This window comes from Curtobacterium phyllosphaerae (genome assembly GCF_049341865.1).
Taxonomy (GTDB): domain Bacteria; phylum Actinomycetota; class Actinomycetes; order Actinomycetales; family Microbacteriaceae; genus Curtobacterium; species Curtobacterium phyllosphaerae.
On the sequence record NZ_JBMPIU010000002.1, the window covers coordinates 78,392 to 94,447 of the forward strand.

General features: G+C 73.0%; 17 protein-coding genes. 7 read left to right on the plus strand and 10 right to left on the minus strand.

All coding sequences use genetic code 11. The annotated features are described in order from the left end of the window. Nucleotides 1-24: 24 nt before the first annotated feature. Nucleotides 25-675, minus strand: coding sequence for a DUF1345 domain-containing protein (locus ACO0E0_RS03505; RefSeq protein ID WP_422870020.1), 651 nt, complete (start codon nt 673-675; stop codon nt 25-27). 123 nt (nt 676-798) lie between these two features. Between ACO0E0_RS03505 and ACO0E0_RS03510 the strand changes: the two genes are divergently transcribed. Then, nucleotides 799-1,521: a phosphatase PAP2 family protein gene (locus ACO0E0_RS03510; protein ID WP_422870021.1), complete on the plus strand. Its 723-nt coding sequence runs from the start codon at nt 799-801 to the stop codon at nt 1,519-1,521. 88 nt (nt 1,522-1,609) lie between these two features. Continuing rightward, on the plus strand, nt 1,610-2,089 hold the full coding sequence (locus ACO0E0_RS03515; RefSeq protein ID WP_422870022.1) for an NUDIX hydrolase: 480 nt from the start codon (nt 1,610-1,612) through the stop codon (nt 2,087-2,089). 29 nt (nt 2,090-2,118) lie between these two features. Here the strand turns inward: ACO0E0_RS03515 and ACO0E0_RS03520 are convergent, their stop codons facing one another. Next, nucleotides 2,119-2,490, minus strand: a complete 372-nt coding sequence (locus tag ACO0E0_RS03520; RefSeq protein WP_422870023.1) for a VOC family protein — start codon at nt 2,488-2,490, stop codon at nt 2,119-2,121. Nucleotides 2,491-2,526: 36 nt separating this feature from the next. Here ACO0E0_RS03520 and ACO0E0_RS03525 point away from each other — a divergent pair, with 36 nt between their 5' ends. Then, nucleotides 2,527-3,189, plus strand: coding sequence for a nucleoside/nucleotide kinase family protein (locus ACO0E0_RS03525; RefSeq protein ID WP_422870024.1), 663 nt, complete (start codon nt 2,527-2,529; stop codon nt 3,187-3,189). A gap of 167 nt (nt 3,190-3,356) precedes the next feature. On the opposite strand, the gene ACO0E0_RS03530 is transcribed toward ACO0E0_RS03525, so the two are convergent. The 4 genes from ACO0E0_RS03530 to ACO0E0_RS03545 all read right to left on the minus strand — a co-directional run bounded on the left by ACO0E0_RS03530 (nt 3,357) and on the right by ACO0E0_RS03545 (nt 7,520). Continuing rightward, nucleotides 3,357-4,613, minus strand: a complete 1,257-nt coding sequence (locus ACO0E0_RS03530) for an MFS transporter (RefSeq protein ID WP_422870025.1) — start codon at nt 4,611-4,613, stop codon at nt 3,357-3,359. Beyond that, entirely contained in the window at nt 4,610-5,311 is a 702-nt protein-coding gene (locus ACO0E0_RS03535) for an HAD hydrolase-like protein (RefSeq protein WP_422870026.1), read from the minus strand. Before ACO0E0_RS03535 ends, ACO0E0_RS03530 begins: the two co-directional genes overlap by 4 nt. 100 nt (nt 5,312-5,411) lie before the next feature. Beyond that, nucleotides 5,412-6,107, minus strand: coding sequence for an endonuclease NucS (gene nucS, locus ACO0E0_RS03540; protein ID WP_422870027.1), 696 nt, complete (start codon nt 6,105-6,107; stop codon nt 5,412-5,414). Between the two features lie 9 nt (nt 6,108-6,116). Beyond that, nucleotides 6,117-7,520, minus strand: coding sequence for an MFS transporter (locus ACO0E0_RS03545; protein WP_422870442.1), 1,404 nt, complete (start codon nt 7,518-7,520; stop codon nt 6,117-6,119). 36 nt (nt 7,521-7,556) lie between these two features. Here ACO0E0_RS03545 and ACO0E0_RS03550 point away from each other — a divergent pair, with 36 nt between their 5' ends. Next, entirely contained in the window at nt 7,557-8,717 is a 1,161-nt protein-coding gene (locus ACO0E0_RS03550) for a LacI family DNA-binding transcriptional regulator (protein ID WP_422870028.1), read from the plus strand. A gap of 108 nt (nt 8,718-8,825) precedes the next feature. On the opposite strand, the gene ACO0E0_RS03555 is transcribed toward ACO0E0_RS03550, so the two are convergent. Both ACO0E0_RS03555 and ACO0E0_RS03560 read right to left on the minus strand, forming a co-directional pair. After that, a complete protein-coding gene (locus ACO0E0_RS03555) occupies nt 8,826-10,154 on the minus strand; it encodes an MATE family efflux transporter (RefSeq protein ID WP_422870029.1) in 1,329 nt (442 codons plus the stop codon). 4 nt (nt 10,155-10,158) lie between these two features. After that, entirely contained in the window at nt 10,159-11,448 is a 1,290-nt protein-coding gene (locus ACO0E0_RS03560; RefSeq protein WP_422870030.1) for a uracil-xanthine permease family protein, read from the minus strand. Nucleotides 11,449-11,487: 39 nt separating this feature from the next. On the opposite strand from ACO0E0_RS03560, the gene ACO0E0_RS03565 reads away from it, so the two are divergent. Together ACO0E0_RS03565 and ACO0E0_RS03570 are read left to right on the plus strand one after the other, a co-directional pair. Next, nucleotides 11,488-13,470, plus strand: coding sequence for a M13 family metallopeptidase (locus ACO0E0_RS03565; RefSeq protein ID WP_422870031.1), 1,983 nt, complete (start codon nt 11,488-11,490; stop codon nt 13,468-13,470). 2 nt (nt 13,471-13,472) lie between these two features. Further along, nucleotides 13,473-14,381 (plus strand): serine hydrolase, encoded by a 909-nt coding sequence (locus tag ACO0E0_RS03570; RefSeq protein ID WP_422870032.1) that lies wholly within the window; start codon nt 13,473-13,475, stop codon nt 14,379-14,381. Between the two features lie 51 nt (nt 14,382-14,432). Here ACO0E0_RS03570 and ACO0E0_RS03575 read toward each other — a convergent pair whose 3' ends face one another. Continuing rightward, entirely contained in the window at nt 14,433-15,083 is a 651-nt protein-coding gene (locus tag ACO0E0_RS03575) for a DUF4232 domain-containing protein (protein ID WP_422870033.1), read from the minus strand. Nucleotides 15,084-15,257: 174 nt separating this feature from the next. On the opposite strand from ACO0E0_RS03575, the gene ACO0E0_RS03580 reads away from it, so the two are divergent. Beyond that, the gene (locus ACO0E0_RS03580) at nt 15,258-15,578 is read left to right on the plus strand and encodes a hypothetical protein (RefSeq protein WP_422870034.1); all 321 of its coding nucleotides are present in this window, start codon (nt 15,258-15,260) and stop codon (nt 15,576-15,578) included. Between the two features lie 61 nt (nt 15,579-15,639). On the opposite strand, the gene ACO0E0_RS03585 is transcribed toward ACO0E0_RS03580, so the two are convergent. Continuing rightward, on the minus strand, nt 15,640-16,053 hold the full coding sequence (locus ACO0E0_RS03585) for an NUDIX hydrolase (protein WP_422870035.1): 414 nt from the start codon (nt 16,051-16,053) through the stop codon (nt 15,640-15,642). Nucleotides 16,054-16,056 lie beyond the last annotated feature (3 nt).

Genomic DNA, 16,056 nt, shown 5'->3' on the forward strand with positions numbered 1-16,056 from the left:
GCCACTCGCGGTGCGCCGGGGGCGTCAGCCGAGCCCGGCCACCAGGTTCACAACGCTCGCGATCACCACGGTCCCGAAGAAGAACGACAGCAGCGCGTGCCGCAACGTCGTCGCCCGGATCCGGCTCGTCGAGATGTTCGTGTCGGACACCTGGTACGTCATGCCGACCGTCACCGCGAAGTACGCGAAGTCGGAGTACCGCGGCCGTTCCTGCTGGTTGAAGTCGATGCCGCCGTCCGTCCCGCTGTAGTACAGCTCGGCGTACCGGAGCGTGAACAGCGTCTGGACGAGGAGCCAGGACAGCGCGACGCTGACGCAGCCGAAGACGGCGGCGATCGTCTGCTCGGTCCCGTGCAGCGACCGCGCGATCGCGAGGACCACCACGAGCGCGACGACCCCCGCGAGTGCCGCGCCGATGAGCAGGACGTCGCTGACCGTGCGACGGGGGTCCTCGCGGGTCGCGATGCGCGCGGTCCGTTCGGCATCGGCGGCGAGGATCACCGGCCACATCGTGCCGACGTAGAACGCGCAGGCCGCGGCCCAGCCCCCGGACGCCGCCCAGACGCCGAGCCCGGTGGCGACGAGGACCCCGGCCACCACGATCCCGACGACGAGCATGAGGACGAGCCGCAGGTGGTAGCGGCGGGACCGGTGGACGCGCGGCGTGATCGTCATCCGCCCAGGATCGCCGATCGGTCCGCCCGGTGACTGCCGGTCGGCACCGTGTCTCCTGCGTACTCATGCAGGCTTCCGCGCGCTCCCGGTGGTTCGGGAGCCGGGGCACGCCATGATCTCCTCGTGACGTCGAACAGTCCCCGCCCGCGCTCCGGCTCCTCCCGTCCCCGCACGTCCCGCCGCACCCGCCGGGACACGGTCCGGCTCGCCGTACCCCGCCACTGGGTGGTGCCGGTCGTCGTGCTCTGGATCCTGACGTTCGGCCTCGGGTTCGCGGTGCGCGGCGCGACCGGCTTCCTCGACGTCCAGTTCGGCCTCGACCGGGTGCTGAACGCCGCGAACGCCCCTGCGCTCGACGCGATCGCACGGGTGCTCGACAGCCTCGACCGCGTGCCGGTCGTGGCCGTGTGCCTCGTCGTGCTCGTCATCGTCGGCGGACTCCTCGCCGGGTGGCTGCGGGCGGTCGGGGCCGCGGTGGCGTCGGGTGCCGGCTGGCTCTTCTGCCTCGTCCCGAAGCAGCTCGTGCACGAGGTCCGCCCCGCCGCGGACGCGCTCGCGCACCACGTGGACGCCGGCCGGTCGACGTTGAGCTACCCGAGCGGGCACACGGTGTTCGCGGTGACGCTCGTCGTCGCGGTGCTCGCCCTGACCAGGACCGCCGCGCAGCGCTGGGTCGTCGGGGTGGTCGGCGTGCTCTTCGTGCTGCTGGTCGGCTGGTCGCGGTTGTACGTCGGCGCGCACTACCCGACGGACGTCCTCGGCGCGCTGTTCGCCGGGGTGGGCGGGGCGCTCCTCGTGCTCGGCGTGTGGAACGCGGTCGTCCCGAAGGTGCTGCGCCGAGGCTGAACGCCGAGGCTGCGCGCTGCGGCTGTCCACGCCCGACGGGCACGCACCCCGGGGTCGGCACTCCGCGCGAGTGTGCCAGGCTCGGGGCATGGCCCTCGACTTCACCGACTACGACACCCGGCTCGGCGCGTACGGCGTGGTGGTCGACGAGCACGACCGGGTGCTCCTCGCCCGCTGGAACGCCCCGTCCGGCGACATGTGGATCCTGCCGGGCGGCGGCGTGGAATTCGGCGAGACGCCCGAGGACGGGCTCGTCCGGGAGTTCGAGGAGGAGACCGGCTACGACGTCGAGTGCGGCACGCTGCTCGACGTCCGGACGAGCACGATCCCGGCGGAGCAGCGGTTCGTCCCGACGGACCGGCCGATGCGCGTCGTCCAGGTGTTCTACACCGCACGGATCACCGGCGGCGCGCTCCGGGACGAGGTCGACGGCAGCACGGACGCCGCGGCGTGGGTCCCGATCGCGGACCTGCCGACGATCCAGCACGCGCGGAACATCGAGCACGCGCTCGAACTCGCCGCGGCCGCCGCGGCGGCTCGGGGCGGGGTGCGCCCGCGCTCGGACTGACGCCCGCGCTCGGCGCGGACCAGCTCGGGTCAGCCGCCCTCGATGACGCTCATCACGTTGCCGGACGGGTCGGTGAACCACGCGATGAGCGGTCCGCCCTGCCGGTTGACGCCCTTGTCGTCGGTCATGCCCTCGTAGTGCAGGAACGCGACGCCCCGCGACGCGAGGTCGTCCACGGCCGCGTCGACGTCCGGCACCGGGAAGTTCAGGACCGTGAACGACGCCGGCTCGTGCGCGTCGCCCTTCGGGTAGGCGAGCACCGACCGCCCGCCCCCGAGGTCGATCGAGAGCATGCCGTGCTCCTCGGTCACGGTGAGGTCGAGGACGTCCTCGTAGAACGTCCTCGCCGCTGCCGGGTCCCGCACCGAGAACCCGCTGAACGCCTTCGTCGCATCGATCATGCGGCACAGTGTCCTCGGTCCTGCGAGGATTGGCCAGTGCCACCTGCCCTGACCGTCGACGCGGCCGTCGAACGTGCGCTCGCCGTGGCGGGCCCGACTCGCGGCGGTGACGCAGACCCGGCCGGGAGGCACGTCCTCGGCATCGCAGGCAGCCCCGGCGCCGGCAAGTCCACACTCGCCCGCCGCGTGGTCGCCGCCGTCACCGAGCGGTACGGTCCGGGCGTCGCGGTGCAGGTCCCGATGGACGGGTTCCACCTCGCGAACGCCGCGCTCGACGCCCTCGGGAGCCGGGACCGGAAGGGCGCGATCGACACGTTCGACGCCGACGGCTACGTGTCGCTGCTCCGACGTCTCGTCGTGGCCCGTGAGCCGGTGACCTGGGCGCCGGACTTCGACCGACGGGTCGACGAGCCGGTGGCGGGCAGCATCGCCGTCGCCGCGTCGGTCCGGCTCGTGGTGACCGAGGGCAACTACCTGCTCGACGCGAGCTGTCCGTGGGACGCGATCCCGGGCCTCCTGTCCGAGTCCTGGTTCTGCCGCGCCGCCGCTGAGGTCCGCGTCGACCGGCTCGTCGGCCGCCACATGCGGCACGGCCGGGACTTCGCGGCGGCGCGCGCCTGGGCCGTCGACGTCGACGGTGCGAACGCCGCGCGGGTCGAGGCGACCGCGGTGCGTGCATCGTTCACCGTCCTGACCTGACGCGGCGCGGGCCTGGCGCGGCGGTGAGTGGTGGCGCGGCGGTGAGTGAGTAGCAATCGTCGAGTCGGCCCCGGCCACCCGACGATTGCTGCTCACTCGCGGGCGACTGGGGGGACCGGGGCGGGGGGCCGGGGCGCCGGGCGCAGGGGGACGGGCCGGTCGGAGGGTCAGTCGACGTCGCGCGCTGCGACGGACCCGGCCACCGCGAGCACGAGCACCGACATGACGACGACGAGGAGCGGCACGGTCCACGACCCGGACGCCTCGTGCAGGCTCCCGACGACGAGCGGCCCCGCCGACCCGAGCAGGTACCCGCCACCCTGCACGAACGCTGACATCCGCCGGGCGTCCCCGTCGTTCGAGACGAGCCGCACGATGACGATGAACACGATGGTGATCCCACCGCCCTGCGCCGCCCCGCCGAAGATCGACCAGAGCAGCCAGAGGTGCGGTGCGACGAGCAGTCCGATCGGCATCGCGAGCCAGAACACGCTGATCAGCAGGATGATGCGCCGTGGCCGCCACCGCTGCGCGAGCACCGGGACGCCGAGCGCACCGACGACCGCGAGCACCTGGAAGACCGACGAGCTCGCGCCTGCGGACGCCGTGTCGAAACCGATCTCGTCGTGGAGCAGCGTCGGGATCCACGCCGTCAGCCCGTAGTAGGAGAACGCCTGTCCGGCGAACGCGAGCGTCAGGCCCCAGGTCACGAGCCGGGCTGCGGGCCGCGGTCCGTGCGGGGTGCGCGCGCGGACGTCGTCGGGGTTCACGACCGCGTCGATCGGACCGGTGACCGGCAGGGGCTCGGCTTCGTGGCGCACCGGAGCACCGCCGACCCGGAGGAACGCGGCGCGGACCCCGACCGTGCGCGTCCACGCGAACGCGGCGAGCAGGACGAAGACGCCCCAGATCGCGATCGCCACCGGCCAGCCCCACAGCGCGGCGATCGGGGCCGTCGCGAGCGAGGTGATCATCGACCCGACGTTGAGCGCCGACGTGTAGATCCCGGTGACCATGCCGACCCGGGCCGGAGCGGTGTCCCGGCGGATGACGACCGGGATCACGACGTTGCCGATGGTGATCGCGACGCCGATCACGACCGTGCCGACGATGAGGGCCGTCGCCGAGCCACCGGACCGGATCACCGTGCCGATGAGCACCCCGACGAGCGAGGCCGTCACGGCGCGCTCGGGCGCGAGCTTCGCGATGAGCCACGACGCGAGCGGTGTCGCGAGTGCGAAGCACAGCACCGGGATCGTCGTGAGGAGTCCCGCGACGGTCGAGCTGATCCCGAGGTCGGCCCGGACGTCGCCGATCACGGGAGCGGTCGCGACGATCGGCCCACGGAAGTTCAGCGCGATGAGGACGATAGCGGCGGGCAGCAGCCAGCCGGCCGAGCGGGCGGCGGTCCGGGCGACGCTCACGGTGCGGCGGTGATCGTCGGGGTGTCCTCGGCAGCGGTCCCGGGGAGCAGGACCGGCAGGAGGTCGAGCGGGGTCGTCGCGGTCGCGATCGTGCCCTCCGCCTCGGACGGGGCGCCGTACCCCCACGCCGCGAAGACCGTCGGGACGCCGTGCACCGCAGCGCCCTCGACGTCATGGCGCCGGTCGCCGACGAGCACCGGCCGGGAGACGTCGAAGCCGGCCCGGTCGAGCCGCCGGAGCGCCTCCGCGACGACGTCGGCCTTGGCGCTCCGGACCTCGTCGTCGCTCGCGCCGGCGATGACGTCGAAGTACTGCGCGAGGCCGTGGTGGTCGAGGATGTAGGTCGCGGGGGTCTCCGGCTTGCTCGTCGCGGTCGACAGCGGGACGCCGGCGTCGTGCAGGGTGCGGAGCACGACGTCGATGCCCGGGAACGGCTCGGAGTCGAGTGCGCCGTGGGCGAGGTAGTGCTCGCGGTACACGGCGAGCGTCCGGTCCGCGAAGGCCTCGTCCATCCCCATCGCGGTGCGGAAGGTGTCGAGGATCGGCGGTCCGACGAACGATCGGAGCGTCTCGGGCGCGGGTACCGGGACACCCACCGTCCGGAACGTGTGCGTCAGGCTCGCGGTGATGCCCGGAGCTGAGTCGCTGATCGTGCCGTCCAGGTCGAAGAGGACCACGCTGAAGGGGCTCGTTGACATCGGGGCCAGCCTACCGGGCGGCGCCGGCGCGGACGGGAGGGACGGGGCGGCCCGGCACCGTCCCTCCCGTCCGCACGCCGGCCGGTCCGGTCAGGTCCGGTCAGAACAGGCGCGTGTGGCCGCCCTCGATGCCGCGCATCGCGTCGTAGTCGAGCACGAGGACCCGGATGCCGCGGTCCTCGGCGAGCGTCCGGGCCTGCGGCGCGAACGACTGCGCCGCGAGCACGCCCTGGACCGGACGGAGCATCGGGTCGCGGTTCATCAGCTCGAGGTACCGCGTCAGCTGCTCGACCGCGTCGATGTTCGCGTTCCGCTTCATCTCCACCGCGACACTCGCCCCGAGGTCGTCCCGCGCGAGGATGTCGACCGGCCCGATCGCCGTCATGTACTCGCGGCGGACGAGCGTGTGCCCGTCGCCGAGGAGCTCGATCTGCTCGGCGAGGAGCTGCTGCAGGTGCGCCTCGACCCCGTCCTTGACCAGTCCCGGGTCGACGCCGAGGTCGTGGGTCTCGTCGGAGAAGACCTCGTGGATCGAGACGATGAGCCGGTCCTGCGTCTTCTTCTGCGTGACGGTCCAGACCTCGGCGATGCCGGCCGCGGTCTGGTCCGCGTCCGGTCCGGCGATCGCGATCGAGCACGGCGGGCTCATCCAGTTGAGCGGCTTGTAGCTGCCGCCGTCGGAGTGCACGAGCAGGCTGCCGTCCGCCTTGAGCATGAGGAGGCGGGTCGCGAGGGGCAGGTGGGCCGAGAGCCGCCCGGCGTAGTCGACGGAGCAGCGGGCGATGACGAGACGCACCCGTCGAGCCTAACGGCGGTCGGCGCGCGCCTCGGTCGGGACGGTGTCGGCCGGACCGCCGGCCGCGCTGATCGCGCTGACCGTGCGGTCGGCGCCGGCCTCGCCGCTCCCGCCCGCTGCCCCGTCCTGGAGGCGCGGCTGCCGTCCGGCGGGCCGGCCCGGTTCCCGGGCCGCACCGGACACGATCCCCGCGACGATGACGAACACGAACACCAGGAGCAACGCGTCGAGCAGGCCGACGACGCCGCCGAGGAACCCGATGAGCGGGGGCCCGGCGAGGAACGCGACGTACCCGATCGTCGCGACGGCGCTGACCCGCGCGGCCGCCACCCGGGGGTCGTCCGCCGCGGCCGACATCGCGACGGGGAACCCGAGCGACGCACCGGCACCCCACAGGACGACGCCGGCGATCGCCAGCGGGACGGACGGGATGAAGATGAGCATCGCCATGCCGATCACGGCGAGGAGCGCACTCGCCCGGAGGACCGGCACCCGCCCGAACCGGTCGAGGACGAACACCCCGAGGACCCGGCCGACGGTCATCGCGGCGACGAACACCGACAGGGTCGCGGTGCCGGCCGCGTTCGTCAGGCCGTGGCCGTCGACCATCGCGAGGGCGAGCCAGTCGTTCGCGGATCCCTCGGCCAGGGCCATCCCGAGGGCGATGAGTCCGATGAGGATGGTGCCCGGCGCGGCCCAGACGGCCCAGCGCGAGACCGGGACGGGGACGGGCGAGGTGTCGGTGCCGACCGGGTCGGTGATGCGCTCCTCGCCGAACGACCGGACCGCGACGACCATCGCGACGCCGACGAGCACGCCGACGACGCCGAGGTGCAGTGCGACGGGGACGTCGAGCGCCTCCGCCAGGGAGCCGAGGGCGGCACCGGCGAGGGTGCCGAGGCTGAACGCGGCGTGGAACAGCGGCATGATCGACCGGCCGCCCTTCCGCTCGACGGCGGCACCCGACACGTTCATCGAGACGTCCGCGAGCCCGTTGCCGAACCCGAACGCGAGGAGGCACACCCAGATCGTCCAGAAGCCCCAGTCCATCGTCACGGCGAGCGAGGCCGTGATCATCCCGACGATCAGGCAGGCCGCGGCGATCTCGACGCTCCGCCGGGCACCGAGCCGCGCGACGATGTGCCCGGCGACGGTCAGACCGGCGATCGAGCCGACCGACATCCCGACGACGAGCACGCCCATGTCGAAGGTCGAGGCGTGCAGGGCGTCCCGGACGCTCGGGACCCGGCCGAGCCAGGTGGCGATGGCGAGACCGGACAGCGTGAACACGACGAACACGGCGTTCCGCCAGGCGGTCGTGCCCGGTGCGCGGAACGCGGAGACGTTCGGGGCGGTGGTCATGGTGCGGCTCCTGGACGGCGGTGTGGGAACGGGGTCGTCGCGCGGTCGAATCGATTCGACCGACCGATGTGACTACGCTAACGACCCATGGAGGATGCGGCAAGCGACACTCGGCGATCAGGGCACGACGGCCGCCGTCCGACGCTCGCCCAGGTCGCCCGCGCGGCGGGGGTGGCGGCGTCGACCGCGTCCCTCGCCTTCAGCGGGTCCGGCCCCGTGGCCGAGGAGACCCGGCAGCGGGTGCTCGCCGTCGCGGCCGAGCTCGGGTACGACGGCCCCGACCCCCGTGCACGGTCGCTCCGTCGCGGTCGTTCCGGCGTCGTCGGGGTGGTCCTCGACGAGCGCCTCAGCGACGCGTTCCACGACCCCGTCAACGTGCAGACCCTCGACGGCATCGCCGAGGTCGCCGGTGCGGCCGGGGCGTCGTTGCTCCTCGTCCGCAGTCCGCTCGACGACGCCGTCGGCTTCGGGCCGCTCGTCGACGCCCCGATGGACGCCGTGATCCTGATCGGCTGCAACGTCCGGATCGACGCCGCCGTCGCGGTCCTCGGCCGGCGACGGATCCCGGTGGTCGCGATCGAGGCGGACCGCATCGACGGCGCCGTGCCGATCCAGCTCGACAACCGTGAGGCCTCACGCCGCGCGGCCGCGTTCCTGCGGGAGCTCGGGCACGTCCAGGTCACCGTCGTGTCGCTGCCGCTCGACGCCGCACGGACCCGGGGACCCGCGTCGGACGCGGACCTCGACGCGTCGACGGCCTTCACCACGACCGAGCGGATAGCTGGCGTGCACGGGGTGTTCGGGGACGCCCCGGTGTACGCGACGGGTGGCAGCACCGTCGAGGAGGGTCGGCTCGCGGGGACGGCGCTCCTCGCGGGGACGGCCCTGCCCGCGGCGACGGCCCTGCCCGCGGGGCAGCGTCCGACGGCGATCGTGGCGCAGAGCGACCTGCTCGCGGTCGGGGTGATCTCGGCGGCGCTGGAGCTCGGGCTCCGTGTGCCGGAGGACCTCAGCGTGGTGGGCTTCGACGGCATCCGGATCGACGACAGCCTGCTCCACCGCGCACCGATCAGGACGCTGACGACGCTCGTCCAGCCGGCGGTGCAGAAGGGTCGCGCCGCGGCTCGGGCTGCGCTGGCGATGCTCGAGGGGGCGGAGCCCGAGGCGGCGTCGTTCCGGAGTGAGCTCCGGATCGGGGACACGGCCGGGCCGCCGCCCGCTCCGAGCACGACACCGCGCACACGCTGAGACACCGGCGTCCGCAGCGGTGTCCTGTCCGGGCGGCGGTGTGGTGGTGGTCCGCGGTGCCGCGGCACGGCGGTGTGGCGGCACGGCAGCGCCCGTCCGATCGACGGCTCAGCGCCGCGCGACCGCCGCCGCGATCCACCCCGGCCGGTGCGCCCGCACCCCCAGCGTCACCGCCCGCACGCCGATGTACCCGAACGAGAACACCGCCCACAGCGCCGGGAGCGACCCGGCCCCGACGACCACCAGCAGCGGCAGGTACACAGCGAGGACGACCCCGCCGGCGATCGCGAGGTACCGGGCATCGCCGGCCCCGATGAGGACCCCGTCGAGCACGAACACGTACCCCGCGATCGGCACCCCGAGCGCCATGAGCACGAGCACCGGGGGCAACGACCCCTGCACGGACCGGTCGTCGGAGAACACCGGGCCGAGCACCCCGCTCACCGCGGCCGTCAGCCCGCCGAGCAGCACCCCGCCGGCGACACCGAGCACGACGAGCCGACTCGTGGTCAGGCGCACCCGGTCGACGTCGCCGGCACCGAGGGCGTGTCCGACGAGCGACTGTCCGGCGATCGCCAGGGCGTCGAGCGCGAACGCCAGCGTCGAGAACACCGTCAGGGCCACCTGGGTGGTCGCGAGCCCGGTGATCCCGAGTCCCGCCGCGACGCCGGCGGTCGCGAGCATGGCCACACGGAGGGACGCGGTCCGGAGGAACAGCCACGCACCCGAGCGGAGGGCCCACCCGAGACCCGAGCGGCCCGGGGCGACCGGCGCTCCCGTGGCCCGTGCGGCCCGGACCGCGATGACGACGTACACGATCGCCATCGCCCACTGCACGACGACGGTGCCGAGTGCGGACCCCTCGACCCCGAGCCGCAGGCCGTAGATGAAGAGTGCGTTGAGCAGTCCGTTCGCGACGAAGCCGACGGTCGCGACGACGAGCGGCGTCCGGGTGTCCTGCAGTCCGCGGAGCAATCCGGTCGAGGCCGTCACGACGAGGATCCCGGGCAGCCCGACGAGCGAGAGCACGAGGTACGCGGTCGCGGCGGCGGCGACGTCCGTCGCGGCTCCGAACAGGTCGACGAGCGGTCCGGCGAGCGGCCAGCCGACGAGCGCGAGGACGGCCCCGAGTCCGAGCGCCAGCCACATGCCGTCGATGCCGGCGTGCACCGCGCCCCGTCGGTCGCCGCCACCGAGTGCGCGCGCGACGGTCGGGGTCGTCGCGTAGGCCAGGAACACCAGGAGGCCGGTCACCGTCTGTAGGACCGCCGACGCGATCCCGACGGCGGCGAGCGACGTCGCGCCGAGGTGTCCGACGAGGGCGGTGTCGGTGAGCAGGAAGAGCGGTTCGATGACGAGCGCCCCGAGCGCCGGCAGGGCGAGGCGGACGATGTCCCGGTCGACGGTGCGGCGGCGGGTGGCGGGGTTCCCCGACATCGCCTCAGTCGGCGACGTGGTCGGCGCCGCCCTCGGGACCGCGCGCCCGGCCGACGAGGTCCATCAGGTGGTAGACGACGATCGCCGCGACCGTGCCGATGACGATGCCGCCGAAGGTCGCCCCGCCCACTCCGAACGTGAAGTCGGCGATGCCCATGATGAGCGCGATGCCGGCGGTCAGCTGGTTCTTCGGCGCTGCGAAGTCGACCCGGTTCTCCACCCAGATCCGGATGCCGATCACGCCGATCAGGCCGTACAGCGCGGTCGTCGCCCCGCCGAGCACCCCGGCCGGGACCGTCGAGATGACCGCGCCGATCTTCGGGGAGAGCCCGAGCAGGATCGCGGCGATGCCCGCCACCCAGTACGCCGCGGTCGAGAACACCCGGGTCGCCGCCATCACGCCGATGTTCTCGCCGTACGTCGTGGTCGCGGAACCGCCGCCGATGCCGGCCAGCACCGTGGACAGCCCGTCCGCGAAGAGCGCCCGGCCGGTGAGCGGTGTGAGGTCGCGGCCGGTGAGCTGCCCGACGCCCTTGACGTGCCCGACGTTCTCGGCGATGAGCGCGAGCACGACCGGCAGGAACCCGAGGTAGACCGCGAGCTGTCCGCCGTCGAACGCCGGGAGCGTGAAGGTCGGGAGGCCGACCCACGCGGCGTGCCCCACCGCCGAGAAGTCCACCCCGCCGCCGACCACCGCCGCGACGTACCCGACGACGACGCCCACCACGATCGACAGCCGCCCGGTCATGCCGCGGAAGACGACCGTCGTGAGCACGATCGCGGCGAGGGTGATGACCGCGATCACGGGTTGCTTCGTGAAGTTGTCCTTGGCGGTCGGCGCGAGGTTGAACCCGATCAGGGCGACGATCGCCCCGCTGACGACCGGCGGCATGAGGACGTCGATCCACCGCGACCCGGCGAGTCCGACGACGAGCCCGACGACCGCGAGCAGCGCGCCGACGACGATGATCCCGGACAGCGCGAGCGGGATGCCGCCGAGCTTGGTCGCCGCGGCGATCGGTGCGAGGAACGCGAACGAGGAGCCGAGGTAGCTCGGCAGTCGGTTCTTCGTGACGACGAGGAACAGCAGCGTGCCGATGCCGCTGAACAGCAGCGTCGTCGACGGCGGGAACCCGGTGATGAGCGGCACGAGGAACGTCGCCCCGAACATGGCGACGACGTGCTGGACGCCGAGTCCGATCGTCCGACCCCAGCCGAGACGTTCCTCGGGGAGCACGATCGCCGATGCCGAGACCGTCTTGCCGTCGCCGTGCAGCGTCCACCCGAGTGCCATGCGGGAACCCTATCGACGACGATGGCTATCGTGGTCCGCATGACGAGCGACGCAGGCCAGCCCTCCGGAACCGAACTGGTGTCCGGGATTGACACCGCCCACCTCGACGCGACCGTGAAGCCGCAGGACGACCTGTACCGGCACGTCAACGGCATCTGGATCCGCTCGACCGCGATCCCCGACGACAAGGCGCGCTACGGCTCGTTCACGGTGCTCGCCGAGGCGGCGGAGGAGGCCGTCCGCACGATCGTCGAGCGGTCGCAGGAGTCCGAGGGCGGCGAGGCCCGGAAGATCGGCGACGTCTACGCGAGCTTCATGGACGAGGCAGCGCTCGACGCACAGGGCAGCGGGCCGATCGACCCGCTCCTCGGCGAGATCCAGTCCATCGAGACCATCGAGCAGGTCCTCGCGATGGTCGGCCGGTTCGAGCGGCTCGGAGTCTCGAGCTTCATCCAGCTCTTCGTCGACAACGACCCCGGGGACCCGCAGTCGTACGTCGTGTTCCTCGAGCAGTCCGGGCTCGGCCTGCCCGACGAGTCGTACTACCGGGAAGAGCGGTTCGCGGACATCCGCGACAAGTACCGCGAGTTCGTCGCTGCCATGTTCCCGCTCGCGGGCTTCGAGGAGGGCGCCTACCGCACGGAGCACGTGATCGCGCTCGAGACGGCGCTCGCCGCCGCGCACTGGGACAACGTGACGACCCGGGACAGCCAGAAGACCTACAACCGCATGACGTGGGCCGACGCCGCGGAACTCGCGCCCGGGGTCGACCTGTCGATCTGGCGCGACGCCGTCGACGCCCCGGCCGACGCGTTCGACACCGTCGTGGTGCGCGAGCCGGACTTCCTCGCCGGTCTCGCGGCGCAGCTCACCGCGCAGCCGCTCGACGTCTGGAAGGACTGGCTCCGCTGGCAGGTGATCCGCTCGTCGGCGGCGTACCTGACGAGTGCGTTCTCGGCGACGAGCTTCTCGTTCTACGGCACGGCGCTCACCGGCGCACCGAAGCAGCGCGACCGCTGGAAGCGCGGGGTGTCACTGGTCGAGGGCGCTCTCGGCGAGGCGGTCGGACGCATCTACGTGCACGAGCACTTCGATGAGTCGTCGAAGGTCGCGATGGACGACCTCGTCGGGAACCTGGTCGAGGCGTACCGGCAGAGCATCACCGGCCTCGACTGGATGACCGACGAGACCCGCGGCCGAGCACTCGAGAAGCTCGCGAAGTTCACGCCGAAGATCGGCTACCCGGAGGTCTGGCGCGACTACTCGAAGCTCGAGGTGCGGCCGGACGACCTGCTCGGCAACGTCCGTGCCGTGGCGTCGTTCGAGGTCGACCGCGAACTCGGCAAGATCGGGAAGCCGATCGACCGCGACGAGTGGTTCATGACCCCGCAGACCATCAACGCGTACTACAACCCGGGGTTCAACGAGATCGTGTTCCCGGCCGCGATCCTGCAGTACCCGTTCTTCGACGCCTCCCGGGACGCCGCCGCGAACTACGGCGCGATCGGCGCGGTGATCGGCCACGAGATCGGTCACGGGTTCGACGACCAGGGCTCGCAGTACGACGGTGACGGCCGGCTGCAGGACTGGTGGACGGCCGCCGACCGGACGGCGTTCGAGGAGCGCACGTCGGCGCTCATCGCGCAGTACGACGCGCTCATCCCGCGCGAGGTCCCGGACGGCCACGTGAACGGCGCCCTGACGATCGGCGAGAACATCGGCGACCTGGGTGGCCTGGCGATCGCGTGGAAGGCGTACCTCCTCTCGCTCGACGGTCAGGAGCCGCCCGTGATCGACGGGCTGTCCGGTGCGGAGCGGTTCTTCCTGAGCTGGGCGCAGGCGTGGCAGATGGCGATCCGTCCGGAGGAGGCGGCCCGGCTCCTGTCGATCGACCCGCACTCGCCGAACGAGTTCCGCTGCAACCAGATCGTCCGCAACATCGACGAGTTCTACGCGACCTTCGGCGTCACGGAGTCGGACGCCCTGTGGCTCGACCCGGCCGAGCGCGTCACCATCTGGTGAGCATGGTCGAACCCGACGCGGCACCACGGCGACGGCAGCAGGCACGGTCCGCCCGTGCCGGCGGCCGCCATCGTGGTGCCGCGGACGAGGCGTTCGCGGGGACGATCGACGCCCTCGGCGGGCTCGCCCACGACGGCGCGAAGGTGAGCGCGTCGGTCGTCGACACCTCGACCGGCCACGCGTTGCTCGCGGTCGACGACCGGGTCGTGCTGCCCGTGGCCGGGATCGGTCGGCTGCTGCTCCTCGTCGAGGTCGCGGCGCAGCTCGAGGACGGTCGGCTGCACGGCGACCGGTTGCAGCGGATGGCCCGGGACACCGCGACGGGCCCGGGACTCTGGCAGTTCCTCCAGGAGCCGACGATGCAGGTGTCCGACCTCGCGACACTCGTCGGCGCGACGGCGGACGCGTGGGCGACGAACGCGCTGCTCTCGACGGTGGGCATCGACGCGGTCCGACTCCGGGCCGAGGCGCTCGGCATCGACCGCAGCGCCGTGATCGACCGGATCCGCGATCGCCGTGGCCCGGACGACGCACCGGACTCGGCGGTGGCCGCCGCCCGCGAGATCAGCTGGCTGATGCGCGGGCTCGCACTCGGTGACGTCGTGGACGAGGCGACGAGCAACCGGGTGCTCGGCTGGCTGTCGCTCGGGATGGACATGACCCTCGTGGCCGGGGCGTTCGGGCTCGACCCGCTCGCGCACCGGGCGCTCGACCACGGCCTCCAAGCGGTGACCATCACCGGTTCCGGACCCGGGGTCCGCAGCGAGACCGGGGTGCTCCGCGGACCGGAACGGTCCGTGAGCTACGCGGTGTCGGTGTCGTTCGACGACGACTCGCTGCAGCGGCGGCTCGCCGTCGTCGACGCATTGCGGGCGATGGGCGCCGACGTGCTCGATGTCGTGCACGCCTGAGCAAGCGACAGCAGTCGACCGCAGCCGGCAGCAGCCGACCGCAGCCGGACGCTACCCGGCGACGATCGCCTGGACGCTCAACACCTGCTCGGCGGTGTTCGCACACCCCGTGTAGCCGGACGCCGCGATGAACATCGCCTGCTCGGACCCTGGCGGGTAGACGCGGAAGCCGTCCGCGGGCGTCGGCGAGCAGTCGGCCGCGTCGAAGTTCGCCGCCTGGACGATCCGGAGCGGTGCGTGGACGGTCGCGCCCGGTGCGAGCGTCTCGGTCGCGTGGGCGGACGACCGGTCGAGGGTGGCCGGCGCCCCGATCTGCGTGCCGTTTCCCCCGCCGACGAACGACACCCCGGGCCAGCCCTGCAGCGTGCAGGCGCTGTCGCCGGTGTTCGTGAACGTGAGGACGATCTCGGTGCTGCCGGCCGCGCCCCCGCCGCCGTCGGCGGTGCCGCCCCGCAGGTCCGACACGGTGCAGCGCGACCCGGACTGGGTCCCGCCGCCGGTGTCGCCGCCCGCGGCGTCGGTCGAGGTCGGCGAGGGGGACGAGGAGCCGGACGGGCCGGGCGACGCGGTCGTCGTCGTGGTGGCGACGACGGTCTTCGTCGGTTCCGGGGACCCGCCGCCGCCGGCGCAGGCCGTGAGGGTGCCGAGGACGACGATCCCCGTGATGACCGATGCGAGTCCGAGACGCTTGCTGTGCAGCATGGCCCCAGGCAACCACGACCGCGTGCAGATCGTGTGGATCGTGACCGGATCGCCGCCGTGTCGGACCGTTCCCGACCTGGAAGTCCTCCTGGCGGATGACGACCGGGCCGGGCAGACTGGCCGGCACGACGCGGTGTCGACGACGACCCGCGCACGACCAGGAGGGCGGACCCCATGGCTGGCAAGCACGAGCAGGCGCGCGGCGACGGCGGACGAGCGGACGGCATGACGACGTCGAGCGGCGAGTACGTCGACTCGGACATCCCGGGCGAGGAGCGCTCCGGTTCCCGCGAGCCCGTCGGGGAGTACACGAGCAGCGAGATCCCGGGTGAGACGCACGCGGCCGACGGCGCCCGCTCCGGCGAGGGCGCCTACGAGGACTCGGACATCCCCGGCGAGAACGACGCGACCGACGACGCCGACGAGACCGTCGGGTCGTACATCGACTCGGAGATCCCGGAGGACGGGACCGGCGACACGACGAAGGACGTCTAGCCCGGACCGTGGACCACCGGACGGGAGGCTCGTGGCGACGCCGCCACGGGCCTCCCGTCCGTCAGTCCACCAGCCCGGCGGCCGCCAGGCGCCGCAGGGTCGCGACGCCCGCGGGCGGGCACCGGTGGGCGTCCTCGACGGTGACCCACTCGACGGCGTCGACCTCGGCCGCGGCGATCGGCTGTCGGCCGTGCAGCGAGCCGCCCGTGCGGTCCGCGGACGGGGTGACGAGGAACAGGTCCATCGCGACCAGGGTGCCGGGGGCCTGGTCGTGCGCCGGTGCCGTCACGGAGCCGAACGACGTGACGTCGGTCGGGGCGAGGGCGAGCCCGGTCTCCTCGAGCGTCTCCCGGACGACGGCGTCGAGCGCGGTCTCGCCGGGTTCCTGTTTGCCGCCGGGCAGGTACAGGACGTCGCGTCCCCGGCTGCGCACCATGAGCACCCTGCGGTCGCGGACGAGGAGCAGCCCGCTCACGCG

What these genes read in the sequence shown, in the direction of transcription:
- ACO0E0_RS03555 (WP_422870029.1), bottom strand. Translation starts at nt 10,154, where the DNA reads ATGTCGGGGAACCCCGCCACCCGCCGCCGCACCGTCGACCGGGACATC.
- ACO0E0_RS03550 (WP_422870028.1), top strand. Translation starts at nt 7,557, where the DNA reads ATGGAGGATGCGGCAAGCGACACTCGGCGATCAGGGCACGACGGCCGC.
- ACO0E0_RS03580 (WP_422870034.1), top strand. Translation starts at nt 15,258, where the DNA reads ATGGCTGGCAAGCACGAGCAGGCGCGCGGCGACGGCGGACGAGCGGAC.
- ACO0E0_RS03560 (WP_422870030.1), bottom strand. Translation starts at nt 11,448, where the DNA reads ATGGCACTCGGGTGGACGCTGCACGGCGACGGCAAGACGGTCTCGGCA.
- ACO0E0_RS03570 (WP_422870032.1), top strand. Translation starts at nt 13,473, where the DNA reads ATGGTCGAACCCGACGCGGCACCACGGCGACGGCAGCAGGCACGGTCC.
- ACO0E0_RS03505 (WP_422870020.1), bottom strand. Translation starts at nt 675, where the DNA reads ATGACGATCACGCCGCGCGTCCACCGGTCCCGCCGCTACCACCTGCGG.
- ACO0E0_RS03575 (WP_422870033.1), bottom strand. Translation starts at nt 15,083, where the DNA reads ATGCTGCACAGCAAGCGTCTCGGACTCGCATCGGTCATCACGGGGATC.
- ACO0E0_RS03535 (WP_422870026.1), bottom strand. Translation starts at nt 5,311, where the DNA reads ATGTCAACGAGCCCCTTCAGCGTGGTCCTCTTCGACCTGGACGGCACG.
- ACO0E0_RS03515 (WP_422870022.1), top strand. Translation starts at nt 1,610, where the DNA reads ATGGCCCTCGACTTCACCGACTACGACACCCGGCTCGGCGCGTACGGC.
- ACO0E0_RS03520 (WP_422870023.1), bottom strand. Translation starts at nt 2,490, where the DNA reads ATGATCGATGCGACGAAGGCGTTCAGCGGGTTCTCGGTGCGGGACCCG.
- ACO0E0_RS03565 (WP_422870031.1), top strand. Translation starts at nt 11,488, where the DNA reads ATGACGAGCGACGCAGGCCAGCCCTCCGGAACCGAACTGGTGTCCGGG.